General features: G+C 41.4%; 12 protein-coding genes and 1 other annotated feature. Of the genes, 2 read left to right on the top strand and 10 right to left on the bottom strand.

Annotated elements, in window-relative coordinates; translation table 11 throughout:
• Positions 1-2: 2 nt before the first annotated feature.
• Positions 3-1,277 (bottom strand): histidine--tRNA ligase, encoded by a 1,275-nt coding sequence (hisS, locus tag AC25Y5_RS09280; RefSeq protein ID WP_488140034.1) that lies wholly within the window; start codon positions 1,275-1,277, stop codon positions 3-5.
• Positions 1,278-1,404: 127 nt separating this feature from the next.
• Positions 1,405-1,639, bottom strand: a binding site (T-box leader).
• A gap of 141 nt (positions 1,640-1,780) precedes the next feature.
• Here hisS and AC25Y5_RS09275 point away from each other — a divergent pair.
• Positions 1,781-3,307 carry an N-acetylmuramoyl-L-alanine amidase family protein gene (locus AC25Y5_RS09275; protein ID WP_488140033.1) on the top strand — a complete coding sequence of 509 codons (1,527 nt, stop codon included), beginning with the start codon at positions 1,781-1,783 and terminating at the stop codon, positions 3,305-3,307.
• Positions 3,308-3,986: 679 nt separating this feature from the next.
• Here the strand turns inward: AC25Y5_RS09275 and dtd are convergent.
• The 8 genes from dtd to AC25Y5_RS09235 form a co-directional block, all read right to left on the bottom strand.
• On the bottom strand, positions 3,987-4,427 hold the full coding sequence (gene dtd, locus AC25Y5_RS09270) for a D-aminoacyl-tRNA deacylase (protein ID WP_488140032.1): 441 nt from the start codon (positions 4,425-4,427) through the stop codon (positions 3,987-3,989).
• 16 nt (positions 4,428-4,443) lie between these two features.
• A complete protein-coding gene (locus tag AC25Y5_RS09265) occupies positions 4,444-6,642 on the bottom strand; it encodes a RelA/SpoT family protein (protein ID WP_488140031.1) in 2,199 nt (732 codons plus the stop codon).
• A gap of 131 nt (positions 6,643-6,773) precedes the next feature.
• Positions 6,774-7,286, bottom strand: a complete 513-nt coding sequence (locus AC25Y5_RS09260) for an adenine phosphoribosyltransferase (RefSeq protein ID WP_488140030.1) — start codon at positions 7,284-7,286, stop codon at positions 6,774-6,776.
• Entirely contained in the window at positions 7,286-9,625 is a 2,340-nt protein-coding gene (gene recJ / locus AC25Y5_RS09255) for a single-stranded-DNA-specific exonuclease RecJ (RefSeq protein ID WP_488140029.1), read from the bottom strand. The genes AC25Y5_RS09260 and recJ overlap by 1 nt, the downstream gene beginning before the upstream one ends.
• A 129-nt stretch (positions 9,626-9,754) precedes the next feature.
• On the bottom strand, positions 9,755-10,087 hold the full coding sequence (locus AC25Y5_RS09250) for a LapA family protein (protein WP_488140028.1): 333 nt from the start codon (positions 10,085-10,087) through the stop codon (positions 9,755-9,757).
• Positions 10,088-10,399: 312 nt separating this feature from the next.
• The gene (gene secDF, locus AC25Y5_RS09245) at positions 10,400-12,670 is read right to left on the bottom strand and encodes a protein translocase subunit SecDF (RefSeq protein ID WP_488140027.1); all 2,271 of its coding nucleotides are present in this window, start codon (positions 12,668-12,670) and stop codon (positions 10,400-10,402) included.
• Positions 12,671-12,848: 178 nt separating this feature from the next.
• Complete coding sequence (locus AC25Y5_RS09240) at positions 12,849-13,169, bottom strand: post-transcriptional regulator (RefSeq protein ID WP_482105318.1); 321 nt, start codon at positions 13,167-13,169, stop codon at positions 12,849-12,851.
• A gap of 241 nt (positions 13,170-13,410) precedes the next feature.
• Positions 13,411-13,548 (bottom strand): hypothetical protein, encoded by a 138-nt coding sequence (locus tag AC25Y5_RS09235; protein ID WP_482105319.1) that lies wholly within the window; start codon positions 13,546-13,548, stop codon positions 13,411-13,413.
• Positions 13,549-13,833: 285 nt separating this feature from the next.
• Here AC25Y5_RS09235 and AC25Y5_RS09230 point away from each other — a divergent pair, with 285 nt between their 5' ends.
• Positions 13,834-15,381: a putative polysaccharide biosynthesis protein gene (locus tag AC25Y5_RS09230; protein ID WP_488140026.1), complete on the top strand. Its 1,548-nt coding sequence runs from the start codon at positions 13,834-13,836 to the stop codon at positions 15,379-15,381.
• On the opposite strand, the gene AC25Y5_RS09225 is transcribed toward AC25Y5_RS09230, so the two are convergent.
• Positions 15,375-16,016 (bottom strand): DUF421 domain-containing protein, encoded by a 642-nt coding sequence (locus tag AC25Y5_RS09225; protein ID WP_488140025.1) that lies wholly within the window; start codon positions 16,014-16,016, stop codon positions 15,375-15,377. The two genes, AC25Y5_RS09230 and AC25Y5_RS09225, sit on opposite strands and share 7 nt — an antisense overlap.
• Positions 16,017-16,130: the final 114 nt, after the last annotated feature.

The raw sequence follows: 16,130 nt of genomic DNA, 5'->3' as shown, positions 1-16,130 counted from the left end.
CTTTATACATTCAATGTTTCTTTAATTTTTTGAACCAATTCTGCAACTGGTACTTTTACTTGTGCACCGTCTTCCATCTTCTTCAATATAGCAACACCTTCTGCCACTTCATCTTCACCTATGAGTACAACCATTCTTGCACTAAGCCGATCGGCTGATTTCATTTGCGCTTTCATTTTACGATCCATATAGTCCATATCAGACCGTATGCCTGCCGCTCTTAGTTCACCTAACAATTTAAAGGCTGGATGACGAGATGCTTCACCGAGTGTAACGATGTAAACGTCAAGCGCCGGTTCCTCATTAAACACTTTGCCTTCCGCAGCCATCGCAAGAAGCAATCGTTCGATACTCATTGCAAACCCAATACCTGGAGCAGATGGGCCACCAATTTCTTCTGCAAGTCCATTGTAGCGTCCGCCACCGCAGAGCGTCGTAATTGCTCCAAAACCTTCAGATGTGCTCATTATTTCAAAAGCCGTATGGTTATAATAATCAAGACCACGTACAAGATTTGCATCGACATCATAAGCAATTCCTGCATTGTCCAGATACGTTTTCACTTCATCGAAGTAATGTTTTGATGTTTCATTTAAATAGTCGGCTAAAGAAGGTGCCGTAGCAATTAATGGATGATTGCTATCGACTTTACAATCTAAAATGCGTAATGGATTCTTTTCTAATCGCGATTGGCAATCAGAGCAGAACTCACCGATATGCGGATTAAAATGCGCTATGAGGGCTTCACGGTGTGAAGTTCTGCATTCTGTATCACCGAGCGAGTTAATGACGAGTTTCAATTTAGTCAGCCCAACACGTCTATAAACGTCCATAGCTAAACCAATTACCTCTGCATCAATTGCTGGATCTGCACTGCCTATGGCTTCCGCACCAAACTGGACGAACTGACGATAACGTCCCGCTTGCTGACGTTCGTAACGGAACATCGGACCCGTATAGAAAAGTTTCACAGGCTGGTCAGGGTAACCGAACATTTTATGCTCAACAAAGGAGCGGACGACTGCTGCTGTCCCTTCCGGTCGTAACGTCATTGAGCGATTGCCTTTATCCATAAATGTGTACATCTCTTTTTGAACTACATCTGTCGTTTCACCTACAAGACGTTGAAAAAGTTCCGTTTGTTCAAATATCGGTGTCCGGATTTCTTTGTAACGATAGACATCACAAACTTCGTTGATGATTTTTTCCGCTTGCTGCCATTTCCATGTTTCAGACGGTAAAATATCTTGGGTTCCTCTTGGCACTTTGAAATTCATACAATTTCCCCCTTCTAATGAAAAACGTAGGGTGCCTTTCAGATGCGTCGGACTACCCCGAGCTTCTGGCACCGAAGATTGGATATGGATTTGAGAAACAAAAAAAAGACCCCCATCCCTTGCTTCCGCAAGGGACGAGAGCCTTTATAGCTTCCGCGGTTCCACCCAAATTGACGCAAAGTTGCGCCCACTTTAAATCCGGATAACGGCCGGTTCCGTCTGTACCTACTGAAAACGAGTTCGTTCAGCACAGAGCCTCGATGGTGTTATTCATTGTAAATTCCTGTAGGGTGGATTTCAGCCACGTCCGCCCCTCTCTAGTCAGTCAATTATACAAATACTTTCCATGTCTTCGGTAAAATTATTCTTAGTAGTATCATGTGATTTAAATTGTGAATTAAACATCATCTTAAAGTTTCTGCACCATATAGTCAACCTTTTTCGTTTAATTGTAGTTTTTTTGAGTGTAAACTTCTACAATAGATTATAGGGAGGATGATAATTTGTCTAAAGCAAGCAAATGGTTGATAGCATTCATACTTTTATTCAGCGTATTTCAAGACATTCCAATGACTTATGCCGAAACAGAATCTGTAGTAGTCGATGCAAAATCGCTTCACATCCGCTCAGGGCCCGGACTTACATATTCTGTGACGGGTTCATTGAACAAGGGTGAGCCAGTTGATGTATTATCCACATCGGGAGATTGGTATGAAATTCAACATGGCACAAGTACAGGGTGGATAGCTTCTTGGCTGACAGTCTCAGCAAATCAATCTAGCGGGACAAGTACTGTAGTCGTCTCACGTGTCGACCAGTTAAATATGAGGTCTAGTCCATCCATTGGGTCTGCAGTACTAGAACGTCTTGCTGCAGGAGATGAAGCGATTATGACTGGTAGCGATGGTGAGTGGGCTTCTATTACATTTAACGGAATTAGCGGTTGGGTACATACGGACTACATTACAGAAGTGATTGACCAAACGACAACTGCTGCACCTGTAGAACAGACTTCATCACCTGAATTGTTTACCGTTTCGGTTGGTGCCCTCAATGTTAGAAAGAATGCGGATCTATCTTCTAAACGTGTTGGCCTTATTCATGAAGGTGAATCATTTGTAATTAAAGAGGTCAATGGAAATTGGGTACGAATTTTACTTAAAGATGATCAACAAGGCTGGTTGTATTCATTCCACGGTTCATTATCTTCTAATGCCAAACAAATATCCGATGAGAATGACTTAGGAAAAGTGACCATTCTTTCTAATGGGACCAATATCCGTGAAGATGCGACGACATCATCACAAATTGCCACACGAGCAGATGCAGGAGAAAAGTTTTCAATTCGAAAAGTAGACGGAGACTGGTATGAGATTTCTCTACCGACTGGAAAATCTGCTTTTGTAGCAAAATGGGTTGTTTCAACAGACGTTGAATCGCCCTCAATAGAACCCGTTATGAAAGAAACAAAGGCGCGTGTTCCAGGTACGTTAAAGGGTGTAACGATCGTCATTGACCCAGGCCATGGCGGTAACGACCGCGGGACTACAGGTACGCGCGGGACAGACGAAAAGGATATTACAATACTCACGTCCGATCTCCTTGCAGCCAAGTTAAAAGCGGCTGGCGCGATAGTTGTAACCACACGCGAGACGGACACGTATGTATCATTACGAAAACGTGTCGCTGTGAGCAGTCAGTATAATGCAGACGCTTTTATCAGTCTGCATTATGACGCGAATCCTGACCCCAGTATTGCAGGTTTCACAACATACTACACACATTCACATCAGCAAGCACTTGCTCACGCGGTCAATGAAGGACTTGCCTCTTCAGTAAATCTGCGAGACCGGGGATCACAACCAGGAGATTTCCTAGTTCTCCGTGAAAATAGGCAAAATGCTATTTTGATAGAACTTGGTTTTCTATCAAATTCAGCAGAGGAACGGACAGTTACGAGTGATATGTTCCGTGAACAGGCAACGCACGGAATCTACAAAGGACTACTAGACTACTTCAATGGAATTTAAATGGAACAAGAACGGTGATAGTTGGAGTAAATAACTTTATCCCACACTGGGCACTACTTGTAGAAATGCTATTGGATTTCTTTGGATTAAACAGCTTCTATACCATTATCGAGATGTCTTCATAAGTAGGGATGCGACTTCGTCGCATCCCTACTTATTTTTTCGGTAAACGTATGGTGTTTGTTCATCCGTCGCTCTCCAAAGACACGGCTACAAGAAGTGCCGAAGCTTTTCGGGACGAAAGAATAGCTCGCTTCTCACCTGGATAGAAGCGGCCAAAGATAAAATTTTGACCGCTCAAACCTTCTACTATAGTTTCTCTATTTTTATTTTAAGGAATTGTCACTTTTTTATAGAGTAATGAAGAGAACACTATCTACAACGTGCAAGAGTACCCGAAATTTTATCTTCGGGCACTTAAATTCCTTGTAGAAGCTCATCTATTCTTTTAATTTAAAGCAACTGCAGTTTTCACTTGAATATTGTAGGAACGCGACAGGCAATTAATCACAACAGTATAACCAAAAAATGTGTGGCTAGAAGTGACGGGGTCACTTCTAGCCACACTTGCCTCTCGGTAATAGTGTCGTAGTTATTTCGCCGAAAGCGCGCCGGAAATAGTCCAGTAAAAATCGCGATTTTCAAGCCCTTATGGTCAGCTTTTTATGCAAATAACGTGTTATTTCGAATCAATAATAAGCGTTACTGGGCCATTGTTAACAAGTTCGACATCCATCATTTCTCCAAATACACCTGTCTGAACGACTAGACCCTCTTCTGCTATTTTGCGATTAAAGTATTCCCATAGTGGTTTTGCCTGGTCCGGTCTTGCTGCATCAGTAAAACTTGGACGGCGTCCTTTTTTCACATTCGCGAACAAAGTAAATTGGGATATCGATAGAATATCTCCGCCCACTTCAAGTATAGAATGATTCATCTTACCCTCGCCGTCTTCCCATAAACGCAGTTCTGCGATTTTCTTCGCCAGATATTCGGCGTCCTGTTCAGTGTCCGAATGGGTTACGCCTACCAGGAGGACATAACCCTTTTCGATTGAACCCGTCGTCTCACCGTTGACACGGACAGTGGCTGGACCCGATCTCTGCAGCGTGATTCTCATGTATTACACCTTCCAATCAATTAATGACACGTTGCACGGAATAGATATCACGAATTTGTTTGATTCGATCTACGATTCTTTGCAAATGTGTTATATCAGTAATTTTAATCGTCATATGAATTCGAGCGATCTTGTCACGGTCTGCTTTGCCACTCACAGCTACCATGGGTGTTTTCGTATCAGCAACAACCATCATGACCTCATTTAACAGGCCTTGCCGATCAAATGCCGACACTTCGATATCAACCAAAAACTCTTTCCTTGTGTTAGAAGGTCCAATTGCCCATTCAACATCGATAATTCGGTCATTATCATTATCATCAACAATGATATTTGGGCAGTCATCACGGTGGACCGAAACGCCTCGGCCTTTTGTGATAAAGCCTACAATTCCATCGCCCGGTACTGGGTTACAACACTTTGAAAGCCTGATCAGCAAATTATCTATACCTTTAACAATAACACCTGATTCAGTCATTTTTTCAGGTTGTGGCGTTTTCATATCTGAAACGATTTTATCTATTGTGTCTTGTTGTTCTCGTACTTTCCGTAATTTTTCTGCTAGTCGATTGACAACTTGCTGAGCAGTAATACCGTTGAATCCCACAGCCCCATACATGTCCTCTTCAGAAGTGAAACTAAATTTCTCAATTGTACGTTTTATATTTTCTATCGAAAGTACTTCTTTTAAATCGTACTCTTGCGATTTAATTTCTTTTTCAATCATTTCCCGACCTTTTAGGATATTTTCTTCCCGAAGTTGTTTTTTGAAAAACTGTCGTATTTTATTTTTCGCTTGAGAGGTATTTGCGATTTTTAGCCAATCACGACTTGGTCCAAATGATTGTTTCGATGTTAAAATCTCGATGATATCACCCGTAAACAATTCAGCATCCAGTGGCACCATTTTGCCGTTAACTTTCGCACCAATTGTCCGATTCCCAATTTCAGAATGGACGCGATAAGCAAAATCAATCGGGACTGACCCTGCAGGTAGTTCTATTACATCCCCATCAGGTGTAAATACATAAACCATATCGGAGAACAAATCGAATTTTAACGACTCCATGAATTCCTCAGCATTAGAAGATTCGTTTTGAAATTCAAGTATTTCTCTAAACCAAGTCAATTTCGAATCAATATCACTTGGATGATCAGTAAGCGATTTTCCTTCTTTATATGCCCAGTGAGCAGCAACACCGAATTCGGCAATTTTATGCATCTCTTCGGTCCGGATTTGCACTTCGAGCGGGTCGCCTGCAGGACCTACAACAGTCGTATGCAGTGACTGATATAAATTTTGCTTAGGCATCGCGATGTAGTCTTTGAACCTCCCAGGCATGGGTTTCCAAAGCGTATGGATAATACCAAGCACAGCGTAACAATCTTTAATGCTTGAAACTAGAATTCTCACTGCCAACAGATCATAAATTTCGTTAAATTCTTTCTTCTGAACGACCATCTTCCGGTAAATGGAATAGAGATGCTTGGGACGGCCAGATAAATCTGCATCAATTTCCATTTCTCCGATCTCCAACTTAACCTGTTCCATTACGTTTGCTAAATAGTTTTCTCGTTCTACACGTTTGCGTTTCATCATATTGACGATTCGATAATATTGTTGTGGATTTAAGTAGCGCAATGCTGTATCTTCCAATTCCCACTTAATGGCTGAGATTCCAAGACGATGCGCAAGTGGTGCAAATATTTCCAAAGTTTCAGCCGCAACCCGGCGCTGCTTTTCTTCAGGTACATGTTTCAGTGTTCTCATATTATGAAGACGGTCCGCCAACTTAATGAGAATGACACGAATATCTTGAGCCATCGCTACAAACATCTTCCGGTGGTTTTCCGCTTGTTTTTCTTCTTTAGATTTATATTGTAATTTTTCAAGTTTCGTTACACCGTCGACAAGCATTGCTACTTCTTCGCCAAAATCACGAATAATATCTTCCCTGCTTACATTTGTATCTTCTACAACATCATGAAGAAATCCGGCTGCAACTGTCGAAGGGTCCATTTGCAATTCGGCAAGAATACCCGCAACTTGAACAGGATGAATAATATACGCTTCACCTGAACTCCTATGCTGGCCCTCGTGCGAAGTCTTTGCTGCCTCATATGCCTTTTTGACGAACGAAACGTGTTCTTCATTCATATAGGAGGCGACGAGGGAGAATATTTCTTCCGCCGTCATGTCACGATTTTTCGCCATATTATTACCCCTTCCGACCTTATCCGCAAAAATGATAGTATTCCTATTGTATGTATAAACCTATGCATATGTAAAGGGTTGTGATATAAAGATATAAAAAAATCCCCCGCCAGTCGTGCGGAGGAATGTTTTTAATAGGTGATCAAAGAACGCATATTGTAACCTTGTAACCTTTCACGGCCGTCTAGATAAGATAACTCTATGATAAAGGCACAACCTGCAACGACTCCTCCAAGCTTTTCAACAAGTTCAACAGTTGCACCAACTGTGCCGCCTGTTGCAAGAAGATCGTCAACTATCAATACACGTTGGCCAGGTTTGATGGCGTCTTTATGTATAGTTAAGGTATCTTTTCCATATTCGAGATCATATTCGACTTCAATCGTTTCCCTAGGCAACTTTCCAGGTTTACGAACTGGCGCAAAGCCTACTTCTAATGCATAAGCCACTGGACAACCGATGATGAATCCCCGTGCTTCAGGACCGACAATAATGTCTGTTTCGACTTCTTTCGCAAATTTGACGATTTCATCCGTTGCGAATTTATAAGCCTGACCATTATCCATGATTGTTGAAATATCCTTAAAGCTAATTCCCTTTTTAGGATAGTCCGGTACAATCGTTACATATTCTTTCAAATCCATTATTGTTCCTCCCTGTCGACAGTTCCATTTCGCACAGTATCGAACCATTTTTTCAATTCCGAATAAGGCGCGAACAGCAGTCTTTTTTCTAGCTCAATCTGACGCTCACGCTCTTTGTAAGATGGCGCATCGGTCAAATCCCGTTTGCCAACCGTCTCCATGACGGAAGCAAAACCATCCTCAATCTTAACAAATCCTAGCTCAGAAAACACCTTTGACATAAAATAAACCGAATCTTTTTTCCACGCTTTGTGTTTTGTAAGCTGTTCACCATTATTTACGATATCGAATTTCTCGCGTTTTTTCAAAAAACTGTAATACCACCCAAATTGCTCACGGCTCGGTAAACCATCAAAATACCTAGATTCAGGCGCGTGAAAATGTGCATAGATTCGATCCGGATCGACCGAAACAATTAGATTTTCTAGCTGAATTGCTTCGTCTGGAATATCAAGTAATACCAGATTCTCTGCTTTTTCAATCGTTTCTTGCCCGAGGAGAATAATCGGTATCCCTTTCATGGACGACTGAAAATGAATCACTGTTTGTTTATGGAATGCAGCAAAAAATGTATCCTTGAGAGGAATAGTAGGAAGCCACCTAGCCGCTTCGCGCACGCCGCGCAAGTCGAATAATTGCCATTCATCAGATTTGATATCCCCGATTAATAGTTGTGGCTTTTTATTTCCATTCCATTCATTCACCTGTAAATCACCTGTAACCGATAGTTTAACGCCTGGCGTCAGCTGATCGGCAATGTGACCGAGCCCAAATCCGATGGCATCCAGTGAAAGATTACTTTCGGCCAATTCAAGTTTCATATGATTTTTTGCCGCTCCGATTTTCCTTACCGTTTTGGCAGTTAAATCTTCAAGCATATAGACAGGTTTTTCAAATCCCATGCCAAATGGACGAAGCAGTTCCAAGGATTCTAGAACACTAACATCGATTTCACTTAGCGAAAGCGGTACATCGATTCGCACTCCTGGAATAAGCATTTCTCCTGTTAGCACAAGCTCAGCTTGCTTGTTGAGATTTTCGCGTAGCGTACCAACATCTTTGCTAGCTAAAGACATGCCGGCCGCCATTTGATGACCTCCAAAATGAGGAAGAAGGTGGGCATTTTTCGAGAGCTCTACAAACATGTCAAACCCCTCGATACTTCTCGCAGATCCTTTCGCAATTCCTGAATCCGTGTCAAGAGACAAGACTATAGAAGGGCGATAATACTTTTCCGTCAAGCGTGAAGCTACAATACCGACAACACCTGAATTCCATCCTTCTCCGCAAATGACGAATACGTGCGGCATTGTCTCACCGTACATTTTCGCAATCATTTCCTCTGCTTCAACAGCTATTTCCGAAACAATCGCTTGTCGTTCTTTGTTAAGCGAATCGAGTTCATTTGCTAATGCTGAAGCGACTGCAGGATCTTCTGTTTTCAATAGTTCCACTGCTGGAGAAGCATCTCCTAGACGCCCTGCTGCATTCAGGCGGGGTCCAATCATGAATCCAATTGACTCCTCTGAAAGTGTTGCTTGTTCAGTGCCTGCAACTCGTGTAAGCGCCTGGATTGCGGGACGCTTTGACACGCGCATTTGTCTGATACCCTCTTTAACAAAATACCTGTTTTCTCCGTGAAGCGGAACCAAGTCTGCAACTGTACCAATTGCGACTAGTTCAATTAAATCCTGTGGTACTTCTCCGAGTAGAGCGCATGCCAGTTTAAACGCTACTCCAACACCTGCAAGTTCACCAAACGGATATGCGCCATCGGGATGCCGTGGATGAATGATTACATCTGCTGCGGGCATCACGTCACCTATTTCGTGGTGATCCGTAATAATAATGTCAATGCCTAGTGATTTTGCATAGGCAATCTCTTCCACTCCAGAAATCCCGTTATCAACCGTAATAATTAGAGAAGCTCCTATTTCATAAAGTTCGAGGAATAAATCTTTATTTGGCCCGTAACCATGTTCGAAACGGTCAGGTATTGCAAAGAACACATCTGCCTCCAGCCGCTCCAATGCAGTTGTTAAAACAGTAACACTTGTCACACCATCGGCGTCATAATCCCCGTACACTGCTATTTTTTTGTTTGCAGCAATAGCTGTTTTTATCAGCGAGACTGCTTTGTCCATATCGTGTAGTAAGAAAGGATCGTGCATACTGGATGCATCCATATGTAAAAAGGCTTTCGCTTCTTCTGAATTTCCTAATCCTCGTGAAGCTAATATTTTTGCCTGGACAGAAGATAAACCAAGATCATTCATCAACGAAGTTACCTGTTGTTCGTCCGGCCGTTCCACTTTCCACCTTTTCATTGATTCAATCAAAATCTCTCACATCCTTATTTTCATTATAGCGGATGCGCTTCTACTCTAAAAGAAAAGACTATTTTAAACAGAAAGAAGAGCATCTATCGAGGTAAGGATACCAGGATGATGCTCCAATTTCAGATTTTTTTATCCATTCTCCATTTCCTTGTTGGATGGCAGTGCAGTATACTTTTGCAGTTCTGCTATTTCGTTCTGTTGTGTTGCAATTGTTAATTCTTTCAAAGTCATTTCTTTCTGAAGGACTTTAATGCGTCGGGTTGATTGAAACGAGAGAAACATCGCGAATAGTCCGCTGACCGCAGCACCTAGGAGAGCTGAACAAAGAATGACAAGGACGAGTGGCCATTGTGCGACCCCAAAAACATAATTAACCGGAACTGCATCTACGTTGAAAACAGCAAAAATGGCAATAATAATGGCAAATAAAAGACCTAGAAGCAAGTTCCATTGAAACTTCATAGGACAGTTCTCCTTTCATGAAAAAATATCAATTACGCCTCGGCGTAATTGCGTCCAGACTTTGAATCGAGCTTGCTCGATTGACTCCTTTCAAAATCTGTGAAATCCGCCGGAGGCTTTATCAGGGAGGAATTGAACTTCATTCCTCCTAATTCAGCAGGCGTTTGGACACCCGCTGAACAGGAAAATAAAACCGCGTTCATCTCCCACCTCTGGAGGTGAGAATCTTCTGCTGAATAAAGATAAAAAACAGGGTATACAGTTGAGTGTATACCCTGTTCCATGATTATCTGAAACTTTACTTTGTATTATTTATACGACAGGTTCGTCTGAGCCCCATTTTTTCTTTGTATCCTCAACTTTAATGGCGCCTTTTTTTCTCATTTCACGCTTTTTCAGGTCAAACCAGATTTGAGCGGAGATGAAAATCGACGAATAAGTTCCTGCAAACAATCCAATCAGAAGTGCGATTGAGAAAGTCCGAATCGATTCTGCACCGAATAGCATAAGTGCTACTACAACAAAGACGACTGTGAGTACCGTATTAACAGAACGTCCAAGCGTCTGGCGCAATGATCTGTTTACGATATCCGCAAGTTCTGCTACATCATCGATGCGTCCGCGGTGGTTGATATTTTCTCGTATCCTGTCAAATGTCACAATCGTGTCATTGATGGAGTAACCGACAATGGTCAAAACTGCGGCGATGAAGGTGATGTCGACTTCTAGGCGCAGAATACTGATCACAGCTACCATGAAGAAAACATCATGGAAAAGACCGATAATGGTCGCGACCCCCATACGCCATTCAAAACGAAATGCAACGTAAATGACGATACCAAGCATAGCAATAAGCAACGATGTTATTGCATTTTTCACGAGTTCCTTACCGACTGTGTCTGAAACCGTCGAGATATTCGGTTCAGAACCAAATTCGGCGGCAAGATCCACTTTTAGCTTGTTGACTTCTTCTTGCTTAAACTCATCTTTGTAACGCATAACACCCATATTTCCTGTATCACCGGAAATGACGATATCATCTGTTGGGTGTCCGATTTCATCCAAATACGAAGATATTTCTTCAGTCTTCAAGGGATGGTCAGCAAGTACTTCAACGCGCGTACCACTTGAGAAATCAATTCCAAGATTCAACTTGAAAATACCTAGCACAACTGCACCGCTAATTAACAATACGGCAGAAATAGCATAAAACTTTTTACGTGTTTGGACAAAATCGAATCGGTCAAATTTCGTCGTAAGATCCAATGTTTCAATTTGTTCTTCAGGTGCATGAACCTTATTTTTCGAAATACCGAACAATGCTGTTTTGCCATCAAATACGCCACTATTTACTAATAGCCCTAAGAATATGCGTGATCCCCATACTGCTGTTAAGAAGCTGGTTAGTATACTGATGATAAGGATTAGCGCGAAACCTTTTACAGAGCTTGTCCCAAGATAGAACAGGACTAATGCTGCAATAATAGTCGTAATATTTGCATCAAGAATGGCTGAGAATGATGATTTTGCACCCGCCATGAACGAGGTCTTGATGGATTTCCCAACACGCAATTCCTCACGTATTCTTTCATACATTAAGATATTTGCATCTACGGCCATTCCGACCCCGAGCATAAGTGCCGCAATTCCCGGCAAAGTCAGTACACCATTAATAAGTGTGAAGACAAGCAATATGATGAAAATATAAATCGTTAATGTAATAACTGCCACTAAACCGGGCAAACGGTAGTAAACGATCATGAAAATAAAGATAAGTGAGATACCTATAATTCCAGCGATAATCGTCTTGTTGAGTGCCTGTTCACCGAACTGTGCACCGACCGAAGTAGAATATACCTCTTCAAGATGTACAGGCAATGCTCCTGCGTTTAAAATTCCCGCAAGGTTTTTCGTTTCTTCCACGGTGAATGATCCAGATATTTCAACGTCTGAAGAATTAATTGGATTCTGTACATAAGGTGCAGATACGAATTTCGGCTTCTCTTTTGTGACTTCCTCTTTAAAAGAATCTTCGCCTTCTACGAAATCTAGCCAAATTACCATTACGTTTTCCGGCTTTTTCTGTGCAATCTTCGTCGTGACTTCACCGAACTTAGTCGGTGATTTCATTTCAAGTGTAACAACTGGATTGTTGGTTTCCCCGAAATTCGCTTTGGCTTTTCCTTCCTTCAAGTCGTTACCGTCAAGAAGAAGATTGTCATCCGCATCCCTGAAAGTTAGATTCGCCTGCGTTGACAGGAGTTCCCGTGCAGATTCCTGATCTTCAACCCCTGCAAGCTGAACGCGAATACGATTATTCGATTCAATTTGAATACTTGGTTCACTAACTCCGAGTACGTCTATCCTGTTCGAAAGCGCATTCGCAGTATCTTTAACCATTTCTTCAGTTATTGGCTTCCCGTCTTCCTTCAATGGTTCAACTTGATAAAGAACTTCAAAACCACCCTGTAAATCAAGGCCCAATTTTACATCTTTCACTATCGGACTAGTAGTCGTTCCAATCGTCAAGCCAAAAAAGACGACTAATAATAGAAAGGCTACGATCCGTCCTCTTCTTTTCATAATCCCATTTCCCCCTCTAAATATGGAGTGCAGCTGTACTCATTCTACCTATGTACATACTCCGAGAATAGCTACAGCGCCTATGCAACAACTAGGCGCTGTAGACTAACCAATTAAATATATAATATATCTATTATGAAACACGGCCAATCATGTGTCAAATGGTCGAATAGTAGTATTATAACTTCTTTTTCGATTTGTGTGGTGTAAGAAGTATTTGTAGTTCGTCACTGTTCAAACCTGAAAACCAGTTTGAACCGCGTTGTTCTTCAATCTGAGTATACGTCATAAACTCAGCAGGTGAGATTTTTAGGATCCCATTCGCAATTTCATGCAATCCCATTTTCTCTATATCATTCTTACGCCATTTTTTTTTGACACAAAACGTCCAAATATCCGCATCAGTTACTGTCGTGTACCCATACAGATGAAACTCAGTCTTTTTACTTTCTATTGCAGGTAGCATGTGATCAAATAGTTGTCTGAATTGTATAGTCACTTTCCCCATTCCTCTCCTGGGCAGTCGTAAGGATGTATAATTCCGCATACGTTTGTGTATGATATACCGTTTTAACGATTTTTTGAATGCCTTCTTTAGGGGTTTTATCTTCTATATTCTAACTCATTGTACCTATATATACACGCGTTTTCGTTAGTAAATTAGATTTAAAAAATAAAATAAAAACACCGTCCTGTTTTGAACGATGTTTTTACATGAATTCTCTTTTAGAAAACGATAATTATTGACTATTGTCTTCCTGTTGCTCTGTAGGTTCTTCAGATGGGTCCGGCTCATCTTCATCCACACCGTTGCAGCCGAACAAAAGCCCTGCTGATAAAATAACTGACATTAGTGCAAAACTTTGTTTTTGCTTCATCTTAATCCCTCCAATCTGTATCTACTTTTGTTACTATTTCCTGCTTCTAGAAAAGTATTCATACAACGTCAAAAATCTTTTTTCGTTCGATTAATATTTCAATCGGTTCACATTGCAACGAGTCAATGAAAATATGTCCTTCAGTTTACGCATATAAGTAGGTTACCGACAGGGATGGTAGCTTGCTGAATCTTTAATCTATTATGTATATTTTTTTACAACATAAAAACATTGAGATGACAGTATTTAATGGATGGATTTCTACATATGTTTGAGGTATACGAAATGACTGGAATTAAGAAGGAGTTGCTTACATTGTCTTCATTCATCCGTGGAACTGTCGTTCTGATGGTTGCCGTATTTCTAACTAAGCTTTTGGGGTTTGTTTTCCGAATCCAATTTATGCGGATTGCCGGTGAAGAGGCCGTGGGTGTTTACATGACAGCTTACCCCGCTTTCATCTTCTTTCTATCGCTCGTCCAGTTAGGTGTGCCGATTGCCATAGCAAAAGTAATTGCTGAGCTTGAAGCGAAGGGGCAATCCATAAAAATCGCTTACGTAATGAAAACGGCTTCCCTCATTACTATTTTGACGGGTACTGTATTCATTCCAGCATCCATCTTATTTGTACCTTATCTATCGGAGACACTTCTCGGTAATTCTGCTTCTTCTATGACATTATATGTTGGAATTGCCATTGTTCCCATTGCAGCAATTGGCGGCTTAATCCGCGGCTATTTCCAAGGAATCGCACGGATTGAGGAAACAGCCTGGTCGCAAATTATCGAACAATTATGCCGTATCGTCCTAATTACAGGACTATTGCCGCAGCTGCTTTCATCTGATAATTCGGCGATGAATGCTGCCTATGCAATGGGAATTACGTTATTAGCGGAAGTCCTTTCAGTCTTGTATTTACTGTTTAAATACAGACAACAAAAAAAACGGGGTCCAAAACAGACTGGGAAAGTAAAACGCTATCCAATGGAACCCCTTCTAGCCATTGCCCTGCCTTCTTCTGGCAGCCGGTTATTTGGGACGTTTACTTGGTTTCTTGAGCCTATTATTTTTCTTCGTGCTCTTTCTTTTTCAGGAGTTACCGTCATAGCCGCAACTTCACTATATGGAATAGTATCGGGCGTTCTTGTTCCGTTACTCCTTTTCCCCGCCTTCATTCCATATGCATTATCAGTCGTCCTGGTACCTGCTGTCAGCGGAGCTGTTGCATCGGGCAATACGAGCAAGTTGAAAGAACGGATTCATCTGTCACTCCGCTTATCCGCATTGACAGGTACTGTTGCAGCCGCAGTTTTTTTCATACATGGAGAGGAGATGGCCGTAAAGCTGTTCCATGTTACCCAAGGGGCATCCTATATGGCACTTCTAGCTCCAGTTTTTTTCTTTTATTATATTCAAGGCCCTCTTTACTCTATTTTACAAGCTACAGGGGATGCCAAAGCGGGAATGATGAACTCCGTTTACGGCGGCATTGCGAAATTGGCAGTCATGTTCATACTTGCATCCCAGCCAGGGCTACAGGTAACAGGAGCTGTCCTTGCCATAGGATTCGGTGTACTAATCACATCATTTTTACATATTGCTACGCTACGTAAAAACAAATCAACTGCTACTGGTTTCACTATGTTTGCCCTACCATACGCTTCATTCATCATGACTTGCATCATGCGGCCAATCTTTATTCCGATTGGGGATTTCGGTTTAATAATGGAATGCGCAATTACGACCCTCTTTTTATTAGTAATACTAATTTTAACGGGTCAAGTTAAGAAGAGCGATTTGTTCTTATTCAAGAGACTATTGAAAAGTTATTGATACTTATTTTTTAGTTGAAACTTCAGTTGCTCATTTTCATATGAACAGTAAAAGATTTTATTTACTTCATTCACACCGAGCTGCTTAAGTCCCTTTAAAAGCCATTCATCTGTTTTTCCGATGAGCTCTAAATGTCTTGACTGAATAACACCATCAGAAATGAGAGGTAGTACTGGTTGGATGTCGTCATGTATAAACACAGACAGATTCCCCGACGGCTCTAAATAAGCAAACGAAACCTCATGAACAGAACCTATTTGCTGCTCGCGAAGTTGCTGAAACAAATCATCAAGATTGTAACGTTGTTTCCTCATTTCCTGTTCCAATATTTGCCCATGTCTAATAATAAGTGTCGGCTCACCATCAACAATGTCTCTGAATCTCTTACTTTTCAATGAAAAGTAAGAAGAAACAAGTTGGATAATTAAAAGAATAATCATTGGGAGAACGGAGTGACTCAGTTTTGCATCGGGGGATTCTAGAGCAACTGCTGCAACTTCAGCCATAATTATGAAGACAACTACGTCGATAACGCCTAACTCGCCGACTTCCCTTTTTCCCATGATACGCAAGATGATCAAAATGAGTATATAAAGGAACACCGTTCGAAAAACGATGGTCAGAAATTCAGACATAAAGATCCTCCCTTTTTAAGACAGCTTGCCCTTTATGCTTGTACAAATATACATGAAAACTATGTAAAAAGGGTTCTAAGTCAAATGTTGGGGTGATGTGATTTGCACGTCACC

It is taken from the genome of Sporosarcina sp. Y1011 (genome assembly GCF_057669885.1).
Note: the sequence above shows the minus strand (reverse complement) of the source record. Positions and strands in the feature narration are given on the sequence as shown.

Bases quoted from the DNA above. Each gene is read 5' to 3' on its own strand.
- hisS (WP_488140034.1), bottom strand. From the start codon at position 1,277: ATGAATTTCAAAGTGCCAAGAGGAACCCAAGATATTTTACCGTCTGAA.
- dtd (WP_488140032.1), bottom strand. From the start codon at position 4,427: ATGAGAATCACGCTGCAGAGATCGGGTCCAGCCACTGTCCGTGTCAAC.
- AC25Y5_RS09265 (WP_488140031.1), bottom strand. From the start codon at position 6,642: ATGGCGAAAAATCGTGACATGACGGCGGAAGAAATATTCTCCCTCGTC.
- AC25Y5_RS09260 (WP_488140030.1), bottom strand. From the start codon at position 7,286: ATGGATTTGAAAGAATATGTAACGATTGTACCGGACTATCCTAAAAAG.
- AC25Y5_RS09250 (WP_488140028.1), bottom strand. From the start codon at position 10,087: ATGAAGTTTCAATGGAACTTGCTTCTAGGTCTTTTATTTGCCATTATT.
- secDF (WP_488140027.1), bottom strand. From the start codon at position 12,670: ATGAAAAGAAGAGGACGGATCGTAGCCTTTCTATTATTAGTCGTCTTT.
- AC25Y5_RS09235 (WP_482105319.1), bottom strand. From the start codon at position 13,548: ATGAAGCAAAAACAAAGTTTTGCACTAATGTCAGTTATTTTATCAGCA.
- AC25Y5_RS09230 (WP_488140026.1), top strand. From the start codon at position 13,834: ATGACTGGAATTAAGAAGGAGTTGCTTACATTGTCTTCATTCATCCGT.
- AC25Y5_RS09225 (WP_488140025.1), bottom strand. From the start codon at position 16,016: ATGTCTGAATTTCTGACCATCGTTTTTCGAACGGTGTTCCTTTATATA.